Source organism: Chitinophaga pinensis, from assembly GCF_007896845.1.
Classification (GTDB): domain Bacteria; phylum Bacteroidota; class Bacteroidia; order Chitinophagales; family Chitinophagaceae; genus Chitinophaga; species Chitinophaga pinensis_C.
In genome coordinates, this window is record NZ_VOHS01000044.1 from 1 (window position 1) to 11,951 (window position 11,951).

General features: G+C 44.3%; 10 protein-coding genes. All 10 read right to left on the reverse strand.

The window, feature by feature from the left end; all coding sequences use genetic code 11:
• Positions 1-115 precede the first annotated feature (115 nt).
• The 10 genes from FEF09_RS33725 to FEF09_RS25250 all read right to left on the reverse strand — a co-directional run bounded on the left by FEF09_RS33725 (position 116) and on the right by FEF09_RS25250 (position 11,936).
• Positions 116-613 carry an LLM class flavin-dependent oxidoreductase gene (locus FEF09_RS33725; RefSeq protein ID WP_261387767.1) on the reverse strand — a complete coding sequence of 166 codons (498 nt, stop codon included), beginning with the start codon at positions 611-613 and terminating at the stop codon, positions 116-118.
• Positions 614-1,412: 799 nt separating this feature from the next.
• A complete protein-coding gene (locus tag FEF09_RS25220; protein WP_146307686.1) occupies positions 1,413-1,769 on the reverse strand; it encodes a hypothetical protein in 357 nt (118 codons plus the stop codon).
• 636 nt (positions 1,770-2,405) lie between these two features.
• Positions 2,406-2,552, reverse strand: coding sequence for a peroxiredoxin family protein (locus FEF09_RS33730; protein ID WP_261387768.1), 147 nt, complete (start codon positions 2,550-2,552; stop codon positions 2,406-2,408).
• On the reverse strand, positions 2,549-2,806 hold the full coding sequence (locus FEF09_RS33735) for a TlpA disulfide reductase family protein (RefSeq protein WP_261387769.1): 258 nt from the start codon (positions 2,804-2,806) through the stop codon (positions 2,549-2,551). The genes FEF09_RS33730 and FEF09_RS33735 overlap by 4 nt, the downstream gene beginning before the upstream one ends.
• Positions 2,807-2,838: 32 nt before the next feature.
• Positions 2,839-3,525 (reverse strand): DUF4369 domain-containing protein, encoded by a 687-nt coding sequence (locus tag FEF09_RS31900; RefSeq protein ID WP_222597128.1) that lies wholly within the window; start codon positions 3,523-3,525, stop codon positions 2,839-2,841.
• Positions 3,526-3,543: 18 nt separating this feature from the next.
• The gene (locus tag FEF09_RS25230) at positions 3,544-4,671 is read right to left on the reverse strand and encodes a TlpA disulfide reductase family protein (RefSeq protein WP_146307687.1); all 1,128 of its coding nucleotides are present in this window, start codon (positions 4,669-4,671) and stop codon (positions 3,544-3,546) included.
• 22 nt (positions 4,672-4,693) lie between these two features.
• Complete coding sequence (locus FEF09_RS25235; protein ID WP_146307688.1) at positions 4,694-5,632, reverse strand: BT_3987 domain-containing protein; 939 nt, start codon at positions 5,630-5,632, stop codon at positions 4,694-4,696.
• A gap of 11 nt (positions 5,633-5,643) precedes the next feature.
• A complete protein-coding gene (locus FEF09_RS25240) occupies positions 5,644-7,014 on the reverse strand; it encodes a RagB/SusD family nutrient uptake outer membrane protein (protein WP_146307689.1) in 1,371 nt (456 codons plus the stop codon).
• 11 nt (positions 7,015-7,025) lie between these two features.
• Positions 7,026-10,556 carry a SusC/RagA family TonB-linked outer membrane protein gene (locus tag FEF09_RS25245; RefSeq protein WP_261387770.1) on the reverse strand — a complete coding sequence of 1,177 codons (3,531 nt, stop codon included), beginning with the start codon at positions 10,554-10,556 and terminating at the stop codon, positions 7,026-7,028.
• Between the two features lie 246 nt (positions 10,557-10,802).
• Positions 10,803-11,936 carry a FecR family protein gene (locus FEF09_RS25250; protein WP_146307691.1) on the reverse strand — a complete coding sequence of 378 codons (1,134 nt, stop codon included), beginning with the start codon at positions 11,934-11,936 and terminating at the stop codon, positions 10,803-10,805.
• Positions 11,937-11,951: the final 15 nt, after the last annotated feature.

Genomic DNA, 11,951 nt, shown 5'->3' on the forward strand with positions numbered 1-11,951 from the left:
TTTGATGTACACTGATAACCGTAATGAATTAACGCCAACCTAATCCGGGCTACATGTTTCAATATCGAGGATAATACGTGCACATTGTAGTCGACCCCTAACGTATTAGGTATTGTTAAAAGTAGCGTATCTGCCTCTTGAATGGCCTCATCCTGCGCCAGCTCCCTGATGAGCTGATCTGGTTCTCCGGCATAACTTCTGCCGAAAATGGCGCGTTGATCTTTCTCGATATTACCAACTTTATCCACTCCGTTAGTTTCCCGTCCGAAGAAATATCTGTCTGATCATTCATGAGCGCAAAGATAGACCGGCTCACCGACACCCTTGGTTCGCGCTGATGCCCTGCTTTTTTCCATGCTTCCTTGTACACTCTGATCTGCTCTGCCTGCTGCACATGGAAAGGCTTGCCACTTTCATCAAGTTTCAAGGTTGAGCTTTGCAGGTGCATACCATTTTCAGCAGCCCAAATCGCTGTGGCATTTGAGGATGCGCCCCACCAGATACGTTCCCGTAGTCCTTCGGAGTGTGGTTCCAATCTTAATAATCCGGGAGGGTTAGGGAACATCGGGAAGGGATTGGGCGTGGCAAATCCGACACCTTTCAGCTTATCCAAAAATTGCAATGCTTATGCCGTCCCATATCCGTATCTGTTTCTCCTGCTGCTGGTCCATATCCAAAATAACGCCAGCCATCGATCACCTGTTCGGGCGAACCTCTGCTGATTCCCAACTGCATCGCCCACCGGAAATCAGATCGGCGGCGCCTGATCTTCCACCATATAAAGGGGATTTTCATAACGCATATCAATAACACCCGTTCCAATCTCTATCGTGCTGTTTTGGCGCCTATGGCCGAAAGCAAAGGGAAGGGGGATGCTAACTGAGCTGCAAAATGATGTACCCGGAAATATGCGCGTCTAAGCCGATTTCTTCAGCAGCAACAGCCAGATCAATGGATTGAAGCAATGTGTCGCTCGCCGTACGGGTTTTATAGGCTGGATGGTCAGACAGTGTCCAAACGATAAAAATCCTATTTTCTTCATAAGTCCGTTTTCTAGTGAAAATGTCCTCACAAAGGTAACTATTCTAACAGTGTAAGGGATCAATCAAATTCCTGTCTGCTGTAAAAGCTGTACGGTATTCGCTACAGTACTTCTGCATTTCACGGCATATTCAAACAGTGTTTGATCGTCCTTATTCCTCAATGCGACGATATCCTGCTTATAATGTTTCAGGAAGGGTATCAGCAGGTCCTGTTCATTTCTTCTTACCAGGTCAAAGATGGTCTCTGTGCTTCTGAGATGATCTTTTTTAACAGCCAGTGAGGCCGGTGAGAGAAGAACATTCTGACATGTTTTCTGATCTTCTTGTCACTGGTGAAAGCGTTCAGCAGATACTTGATGATAGCCGGATTTATCCTTTCCCGTGCGATGTCCAGATATGACCGTAGTTCTTCCGTTCATATGGTATAAGTATCGTCAGCAATCTGGAATTAGTGTTTGCCACCTGGGCAAACGCGCGGGCGCTTAACCATTCGTCAGCAATTGAAAATGGTGTCCATCCGAGGATCATTATTCGCAGCAATGTTTTCTCCTGGAGTTCTTCCACATCAGGAGATGAATGCAGCATACGCCTGAACAGGTGATAGGGCTCTCTGTATTCTCCGTGTTCGGCAATCATTGGGTCTTGTCTTTGTGCGATCCAGGAAATCCGGTAACAGAAGTTATATTGTGCAATAGTGAGTTTGGCAAATCCGCAGTTTACACCCATAGCAAGGTATCCACACACCTGTTCAATTGAAGTTATACCTCCGTTCCCGACATATGCTTTTGATGGGCGATATTTGCGTCAGCGATAATGGCTGTTCTGACGATATCTGCTGCCAGCTCCAATTCTTATTCTCGCTGATCGGTAGATATCTTTAATGAACATAGCGAGGTTATAGCCTTCCAGTTCATGGGTACTCATTAATCTGGCAGAAGCTCCTTGTTTTACAAGTGCCCTGAGTGAGTTGCGGTATTCAAGTAAAGGAGGGGCGATATCAGGATCGTATATCGAACTGATAAGATATTCAATATCTCCACAGAACTGTTTGTCTAATTCATCGGTCTCAGCTTCGCTAAGCGTAGTTCTGGCGGCATTCCAGGCGGCTTTTTCCTTTTCAAGCGAGGCCCGTTCTGCATTTAATTCCTTTTGTAGGGCAATATAGGTGGAAATGGGAACTCCTGTTCCATAGTCTAAAGCGGTTGTTGAGGCTTATTAAGGTGTATTGTTATACTAAGATACACGTTTTTTCAGATGACTATGGGGTTATGAGATGGGAAAAAGATAAGGGCGCCTTCTGTTTTGAAGACGCCCCCTGGTTGGCTGGTTATTGAATAAATAGGCTATTGTTAGCACTGGTGATTATTTGATCAGCGCTGATAGTTTTTCTGTCAGTCCTTCACCACGTAAGTCACGTGCAATGATGACGCCATTAGGGTCAATCAGGAAGTTTTGCGGTACTGAGTTTACACCGTAAAGTACAGCTACCTCGTTTTTCCATCCTTTCATGTCACAAACCTGGATCCAGGGGAGACTGTCTTTTTTACAGCTGCTGCCCAGGCGCCTTTGTTCTCATCTAATGACACGCCTACAACTTCAAAATTTTTGTTTTTAAGGGCATCGTAGGCTTTCACCAGATTAGGACTCTCCGCACGGCACGGGCCGCACCAGCTGGCCCAGAAGTCAACCAGTACATACTTGCCCCTCAGTGAGGACAGCGTAAATGGTGTGCCATTCAGGTCGTTTTGTGTAAAATCAGTCACTTTTACACCTGCCTGACCTTTCTTACTGGCGGTTAATTTTCCAATGTGCGTTTACCAAGCGGGGAGGACTGTAATTCCGGTGAAAATTTCTGGAATATCGGTTCTACCTCTGCAGGGTTGAATTTACTGCCGAGCACATTGTAATGATATACATAAAGACCCATAAAGGAATTCGCATGTGATTCAGCGAACCTTGTATTGAGCAATTTGATCTGTGCGATAGCATTTGTGACGCTATCTGATGCCTTCTGCCACGCGTCATCTTTAGGCTTTCCGCGAAAAGCATCGTTAAGCCTGATAATGAGTCGCGTGAATGGTCGTATAGAAGCTTCGAGTTCGCTATTTTCTTTCTCGGCAACTGAACCTTCCACGGTTGCATTTTTTATGGAGTCCGTTCCTTTCAAAGTGATCTTTGAATTTTCCAGAAAGAAGGAAACATAGTCTTCGGATGCTTCCGGACCTTTTGCACCCTCCCGGACGATTGATACGATGGCCTGTTTGGGTTCCTCAACCTTGCCTTTGAACTGGAAGGTGCCATTCTTAATGGTCGCCGAATCCTGATTCCTGAAAGCCCCATTCTGAACGGTGAGGAGCATCGCCTTAGCAGGAACTTTTAACTGTCCCACTTTACCGGTGATCGTATATCCCTTTTGCGCAAGCGCAGTCAATGGTAAACAGAAGACTGCGAATGAAAATATAAATAAGCTAGATGGTTTCACGTTGATTTTGTTAATATGTTATAATACCTGTGCCAGTTTCTTTTCCAGTTCATCGCCGCGAAGATTCCGGGCAATGATTTTTCCATCAGGAGCGATCAGGAAATTGGCAGGAATGGCATTGATCCCGTAATCAATTGCTGCTTTGCTTTTAAAGCCTTGCAGATCAGAAACCTGTGTCCATGGCATACCATCTTTCGCCACAGCATGCAGCCAGGCTTTTCTGCCGTCTTCATCATCAAGTGATACACCGAGGATCGTGAAGTTCTTGTCTTTGAACTTGTTGTAAGCTTTCAGCAGATTAGGATTCTCTGCGCGGCATGGCTTGCACCAGGAAGCCCAGAAATCAACCAGTACATATCTACCACGGAAGTCGGATAACTTAACGGGTTTTCCGGTCGTATCGTTTTGCATGAAGTCCATCGCAACTACCCCTGTATTGGTCTTTTTGCCGATCTCAATCATGGCTGCCATTTTCTTTCCGGAATAGGATTCCCTCAGTCTGGCCGGGAATCGCGCGAACCTTACTGCTGCAGTATCCGGGTTGAAATCATACCCAAGTTCCAGTTCTTTGAACACACGTAAAGCAATAAAAGAGTTAAGGTGACTGCTGATAAATACGCGGTTCACACTGTCATAACCCGCCTGAGAGGCCCGCATAGGAGGTGCAAGTGTTTTTGTCAAAGCCGTATCTTTTCGCTGTTCAGGTGTCCAGCTATTGTACACACGCATGATGGAGTCTGCCACTTTGCGATAGGGCCTTTGCAATAACCGAAGTGCTGCCTGTTCGTCGTTGGTTTTTGACCCTTTAACGGTCGCTTTCCAGAGTGAGTCCATTGAACTGATCGTGATCTTCGAATTTTCCAGGTAGAATGTAATCTCATCACCGCCGGCGACTTGTTTTGCATCTTGTTCTTTTACGGAAATGATGGCCTCTGACGGACTATTCACTTTGCCTTTGAAAATGAATTGCCCTTGTTGCAGCATTACCGAATCTTTGACTGGTTTACCTTCCTGATAATAATTCAGGAACACTATGGAGGGCGCAGCTTTCGGCCCTATTTTGCCCTGAACGGTGAAATTGTTTTGTGCTTTAAGTCCAAGCGGAAGCAGGCACATGGTTCCTAATATAAATTTGATTGTTTTCATCTGCTATTGATTTATGTTTCCTTTAAGGTACCAGAGATATATCACTGATGAATATGGCGGAATAAACGCCTGCATATTTAACGGAAGCCAGCGATGTAAACCGGAGATATCTGGCCGTAGTAGTTCCTACGTTGATTGCCTGTGTATTATTATTAATGTCACCGGTAAATGTTCCTTTGTCTACCCACGTGTTTCCGTCCATGCTGGTTTCAATCTGCATAGAAGTTGGATAACCGCCCTGAGCAGGATAGTTTAATAAGGTAGGAACGGAATAACTAACAGTAGAAAACGTAATATCCCTGTTAAAATTGATGCTGATCCATTGCGGCATAGACTGCGTAATGTTACTGGTCCAGTAAGTGCTCGTTTTGTTGTCATCTATAACGTTGGGTGCCACAAATGAACCGAAAATGGAAGATACGCCAGCGATTGTCCACCCGGTTTTGCTAATAACCAGCGGTGCGCCAGTCTTAAATACATAATACAAGACTTCCGTTTTTGCGGGTCCTTCCAGCGCTCCGTCGACTGACTGAATCACGATAGGCAACACGTAAGTTGTGTATTCGGTCAGCTTGGTTTGCATGACTATATTTAACTGCGTTGGCTCAGAGGTGGACGAGCCAGCTGGTAAACGGGTCTGCGATTTATAAAAAAGATAGGAATTGGATGGTAGCAGTAACGCAGCTCCGTATTTCAATCGGTATGAACTCATCTTTGATGTGTCCACTGCAAAGTTTACCCAATGATCAGTAGAGGATGGAGAGCCTGATAAAACCGCCTTGAAATTAACGGTGATGATGGTGTCAGCCTGAATGGACAGTGGCATTACCACGGTATCTTCCCCTGCCTTTAAATCGAAAGCAACGCTGCTATCCGGCAATGCTTCAACTCCCTTTTCTTTAGAACAGGCAGCTAATACAAGTATCAGCCAGCATAATATAGTAATACAAGATTTAGACATAAATTTAACTATTATGGGTTTTGTGGCATTCCCGGATTAAAACTTAGAACCTGAGTGGGTATCTGCAGTGTATATCGGCTGCTGTGTGGAGGAAGTGTAGCAATGACATTCCCATTAGCATCGTGCCTGGTAACTGTTCCCATCCTGTTTTCTTTGTCGAGTCTTCGCATATCGAACCAGCGCAATCCTGAAAATGCAAGTTCATGGTTCCTTTCAAGCAGGACTTCTTCCAGTACAGCCTCTTTATCCGAAGATTGGAAAGGCACGTAGCTGGATGCGGCGATCCTGTTTTTTCGTATATCATCCAGTTGCTGCAATGCAATTGACAGGTCACCACGTCGGGCGGCGTTTTCTGCAATAATGAGTTTCATCTCCTGTACCGATGTACCGCTATTAACATATTGAAGAGCTGGCGTAACCTGCAACGGAATAAACGTGGTTGCACCTCGAGTTGTATATTGATAATTGTCAAGACTATAGTACATCCGGTTCACCCGCAGGTCGTTGCCGGCAAAAGAGCGCATAAAATCTAAAGCCACGGGAAAGTTGCCAAGAACAAATCTGCCATATATAACATCAGGACGGACGCCTACCTGGTCTGATGTAGGAAGGGGGCCATTCAGGTTGATCATTGTTGCCTGCGTATTATTCAGCGCAAGTTCAGCATTCCTGCTGGCCTCAGCATAATTACGGGCATAGAAGTATGTCCTGGCCAATAAACTGTATGCTGCTGCACGGGAACCACGCAGTCTGTTCATGCTGTTATTTACCGGTAAATCAGCAAGTGCTTCGTTGGTATCATCAATGATATGTTTGTAGATTTCGTCAACCGTACTTCTCCCCGGTACTGTTTGTGTGACATCATTGGATGTCACGAATGGAACTGCAAGATCCTTACCTGCCGTCATTGAATCATAAGGATTTCCATATTCATTTACCAGGTAAAAGTATTCCAGCGACCTGCCGAGCAGCGCTTCTGCTTTCAGTGCTTTCCTTTGGCTTCCTGTTCCATTGGTCGCTGCATCAATGCCTAAAAGAACGGTATTGTAGTGGTTAATGTGTGCATAATGCTCACCCCACAAAAGTGGAGCACTAACAACGTCTGAAGTAAACTGTGGTGACCATGTGTACAGTAGCTCCTGTGGCGTAGTTGGGGGCGTCGCTGTGTTTACGAAATCGACATTATCAGTCATGAAGTTGGTATACCCGAAAGGCGCCCCGAAACCATTGGCAAGTGAGGGTGCGTTCAACCACTGGTCATAATCGGTCACTGTAGATAAAAGGGTTTTTCCTTTCGGTTGAATATCCAGGTACTTGTCACAACCAGTGAATACCGAACAACCCAGTATTAGAAAAAGTAAGGTATAACTATATCGGTGCATTAGTGTTCGTATTAGAAGTTGGTGAAAATTGTCAGATAATATGTCGGCGTGATATAGGATTTCTGGAAACTGCCAGCTGCTGCGCTGTAGTTGTATTTATTAAAACCCTTTGTCCATAAATTAGACCCCTGCAGTTTCACTTCGAAGTGCGTAAATCCAATATTTTTTACGAATGGCTGATTATCCAAACTATATGACAGCGTAAGGTCGCCTAAGGTGATATAATCGCCGTTGACAACATATTTATCAGAATATCTGTATACAAAGTTTGGATTACCGCTATTATAAGTGGCGATATTTGGTATATCTGTATAATTTTCATCCCCCGGATTTTTCCAGTAGTTTCCGGATCCTTCAAGTGGTCGGAGAACGGAAGGATCAGGTACCGGAACCCGTACTTTGAACCCACCATAATAATTCACCATTGCAAAAACATAGAACCTGCCAATGTCAAACCGGTTACTCAGACCAGCGTTGATAGTGGGGATAGAGGATCCTGCATAACGTGTTACGCCTGATGTGTCATTGGAAAGAAGACTGGTCAGCATGAGGCCCTGAGGCGTGTTATTTGAGCTGTTATCGACCTCATAGATTTTGCCTTTCCCATTTGTTATCAGTGGAAAACCTGCACTGCTTATGCCAGCATCACGATAGGAAAACATCGCACCTACCGGGTAGCCTTTCACATATCCTAGTGAATTTAATGTTTGTGGGTTATAGGCAACCCGCTGGTAAACATCGATCACTTTACTGGTATTTCGTGCGATAACAAATCCCGTATTCCAGTTAAAATTCTTACGGGCGATCCAGTCCGCATTCAGCCTGAGCTCAATACCCCTGTTATCAATAGAGGCATTATTGATAATGGACGGACTAACCCCTATGGTAGGGTCTATCAACGAATTACCAAGCAGGTCAGTGCTCTTCTTGATATAATAATTGACGGTTCCATCGATATGTGTAAATATCCGGTAGTCCATTCCGAAGTTGATATTCTTAGTCTGCTCCCATCTCAGGCTGCTATTGGCATAGGATAGTAATTCAAGGGCAGTGCTTCTTGGAGTTGTATAAGGGGTTAGCGTATACCCTGCGATAACCTGTGGGAGGGAGAGCTTTGCGACGTTACCATTAAAGCCATAAGATGCACGGAAAGTTAGCTGATTTACCCAGTCGAGTTGTTGCATAAAGCGTTCTTTCTCAACATTCCAACGCGCTCCGATAGACCATAGCGGCTTATATTTATATTTAGGATTTGTTCCGAAAAGATTGGATTGGTCAATCCTGATACTTCCGCTGAGTGAATACATATCCCTGTACGAATAAACGATATTGGAGAAGCCCGACAGGAACCTGTCTTCATTGTACTGCTGGCCAAAAAGTGAATTATAGCGGTTAGCAAAAGGCGAGCTGGTCAGGAAAGAACCTCTTATTGATCCGTCAGTGATACCTACATAATTCACTGGTTGCTGTAGTAATGTTTCATCACTATACCCGAAGTAAGAAGCCAGATTACTTTTTGAAACAACGTTCCGCAATTCTCCGCCCAGGATAGCATTAAACGAATGATCTGCAGCTATTTTTTTATTATAACTGAGACTGGCTCTGGCAGTGTAGCTGAAGAAATTACTTGCCTGCTGTCTCAGGTAGCCGCCTTTGGGAATGTTATAGGTTAATGTACCATCTGTATTTACAGTAACATATTGCGCGATATACTCTCTTGCTTCAGAAGAGAATTCTGATGCATAGTGCCGGGTGTCAGTATTTGAGTTCTCATAAATGCCACCAAACAACAAGCCGAATCCTTTTCCGATATTGTAATTAAAGTTTGCGGTAATCTTGTTATTGACTGTTTTGACTTTGTCACTGATCTGATCAACGTCAACCAATGGATAATAAAGGATGTCCTGCAAACCTTTACCCATTAGGGAGTTATTTAAATAAGGATTGACCTGAGAGCCTCTGGTTGAATAGAGCGGATTGCCATTAACATCTCGCAGGCCTTCAAAAGGAGAGAGGTCTTCAAGACCAGGTACAGGAGCACTGTTGTTCCTTAACTCTGCATAGTCGGTTGTTAATTCCAGCGTTAGTCTTTGAGATAATTTCAACATTGTCCTTGCGGAAAGTAACCAGTTGTTGTCATCATTATTACGTTGGGAAAAGCGGTTTTTTGTGTAATTAGCTTTAATGTAATACAACGCTCTGTCACTACCACCTGAAGTACTTAAAGTATAGGTCTGCGTGATTGCTGATCGCAAAAATAGTTTACGGTATTCATTTTTGTTGTCGGATTGTTGTAATGCTGTATATGATGAGGCAAATTGCTCCGGTGTAATAACATTTCCCGCTGATTGAGCAAGGAGATAATACACTGGTGTTCTCGGCACAATAGCATTGCTGCCGATCAGTGATAACAGTGGCCAGGTAGTTGCATTGACGCTACCTGAATAAATACTTTGTTCGTAGTCTGCAACAATGGCGGAGGCATCATCTGCGTACCTGTATCGGTTATAGTTTTCTTTAGGTGTGATACTGGAGGTAGCACGGAATTCGAATCTTGGTTTACCGATCAGTGCCTGTTTGCGTTCAATCACGATCACGCCGTTGGATGCCCGTACCCCATATATCGTAGCAGCTGCCGCATCAGATAAAATAGTGACACTTTTGATCTCGTTGGGGTCTATCATATTCAGACTCAGCTCCGTCGGATAGCCGTCCACTACGATCAATGGACTCTGATTGGCTGACATAGTGGATATACCGCGAATATTGAACAGACTTCTGGAATTTGATCCTGTGCTGCCAGGAGTAGTACTGGTAAAGGACACATTGTTATTGATCATCAGACCCGGCAAGCGGTTAACCAGACCATCCAGAAAGTTCGTACTGACTCTGGACTCATACGCTTTTGTACTGATCTGGGCTACTGCACCTGTGCTTTGTTCAGGTTTGATACGCTGGTAACCTGTATTCACGCTTACTTCTACTTCTTTAAGGTTCTTAGTAAGAATGTCCAGTGCAATAGTGCCCATATTTTTAGCTGCAGGGAGTTCCTTATATGCATAACCAACAGCGGTGATGATAATCGTCGCATTCTCGTCGACACCGTTTAAGATGAAGAATCCATTTGACGCACTTCTGATGCCTTGTGCAGTATTTTTAATAACAACGCTTGCACCTGAAATCGGTTGTCCTGATGCTGCATCAATAACGGTACCTTTGATCTCAATGAGCGCCTGCATGTTTGAAGCGCCGGCTGGTGCAGCTTGTTTGGTTTTCGGCGTGACGACAATCGATTTGTCTTCAATACTGAAATCAAAAGGCTGCTCGGCAAAAACTGCTTTAAGAACGACGTTCAGTTCAGTATTCTTTACTTCAATGTTTACTGGTTTGGCGCCCCTGAGTAAAGAGGACGTGTACAGAAAATCATAGCCTGTTTGTTTACTGATCTTATTGAAGACCTCCCCAAGCGGTGTATTCTTTTCTTTTAGCGTTATCCTCTGAGCAAAGGTTGACGCGCTGACCTGCATGATGAATACAGTCATAAGAAGTGCAGTTAACTTCATAGTCAATAGCATTTTGGACATACAGCCGGGCGGCTGTACAAAGAACTTAGCATAAAGTTTGTACATTTGTAAGGCATGGGTTTATGCTTAGCACCTCTGCATTTTCCAGATGGTTAAGGTGCTTCGCAGTTTTAAATAGTTTTAAGACTATTGAAATATCCATTCATCAGGTCATTCCGGCTCGAACCCCGGAATGGCTTTTTAAGAACTGATATTAAGGTAGAGCTACTGCATTACGATAACTCTCCTTCCTTCAATCTGAAAGTGAACAGCTTTTGTTTTTTCAAGCATTTTTAAAGTTTGGCTGATATTCTTATACCTGGATATTTTTCCGTTGAACCCTTCTTCCGGTAGAGGACCTTTGAAGCTGACCTCAATGTCATACCAGCGTGCCAGCTTACGCATGATACTGCCGATCTTTTCGTCATTGAAACGGAATTCGCCGTTTTTCCACGCGACGGCTTCTTCCAGATCAGCATTTGTAACATTCAGGCCATTGCTGTTCAAAACAGTCTGCTCTCCCGGTTTGATGATTTTGGTATGATTCGATCCGGTTACTTTCACCGAACCTTCCAGTAATGTAGTTTTTATATCTGTTTCATCTGTATAGGCATTCACATTAAAATGCGTACCCAATACTTCTACAACCTGACCCGCTGTAACTACGCGGAATGGTCTGGCTGCATCAGGAGCAATCTCAAAGTAGGCCTCACCCGTGATCTCTACTTTTCGTTCTGAACCCTTAAAGCTTGTCGGATATTTAACGGATGAACCTGCATTCAGCCATACGTCGCTTCCGTCAGTGAGCGTCAGATGATATTGGCCACCCAGTGGCGTGTTTACTATATTGTATGCGATGGATGCGGATGCAGTTGTATGTTCATCCGTTGGTTCATAGGCGAGATTACCGTCTGATGTTTTGGTGATGCGTGTGTTTCCCTGAACGGCCAGCCGACCATTGGTGGCATCATCCAGTGAGATTTGCTGACCATTTGCAAGTGTCAGGGTTGCTTTATTACTGCCCGGCGCTACATCGTACTGTACGACTTTGGCAACCTGTTTTACTGTGTCCCGTTTAACAAAATAATAACCACCGATGCCAAGACAAAGCAAGATCGATGCAGCTGCTGCCAGACGCGGCCAGTTTGTTTTCTGTTTTAATCTGATGTCCCCTTTTTCAGCAATAAGACTATAAAGCCTTTGCTCCATATGTTTTCTGGATTCCCCCGGGATTTCCAGTGAGTTGTCAAAACTATTGTACCAATTTTCAAATTCCTGCCGCTCCTCGTTTGTGATAGTCCCTTCCTGCCATTTTTGTGCAAGAAAGTTAATCCGGTCCGGGATATTTGGTTGATTCATGTCGGCTCGTTTTAT

Bases quoted from the DNA above. Each gene is read 5' to 3' on its own strand.
- FEF09_RS25220 (WP_146307686.1), bottom strand. From the start codon at position 1,769: ATGGGTGTAAACTGCGGATTTGCCAAACTCACTATTGCACAATATAAC.
- FEF09_RS33730 (WP_261387768.1), bottom strand. From the start codon at position 2,552: ATGAAAGGATGGAAAAACGAGGTAGCTGTACTTTACGGTGTAAACTCA.
- FEF09_RS25230 (WP_146307687.1), bottom strand. From the start codon at position 4,671: ATGAAAACAATCAAATTTATATTAGGAACCATGTGCCTGCTTCCGCTT.
- FEF09_RS25235 (WP_146307688.1), bottom strand. From the start codon at position 5,632: ATGTCTAAATCTTGTATTACTATATTATGCTGGCTGATACTTGTATTA.
- FEF09_RS25240 (WP_146307689.1), bottom strand. From the start codon at position 7,014: ATGCACCGATATAGTTATACCTTACTTTTTCTAATACTGGGTTGTTCG.
- FEF09_RS25245 (WP_261387770.1), bottom strand. From the start codon at position 10,556: ATGACTGTATTCATCATGCAGGTCAGCGCGTCAACCTTTGCTCAGAGG.
- FEF09_RS25250 (WP_146307691.1), bottom strand. From the start codon at position 11,936: ATGAATCAACCAAATATCCCGGACCGGATTAACTTTCTTGCACAAAAA.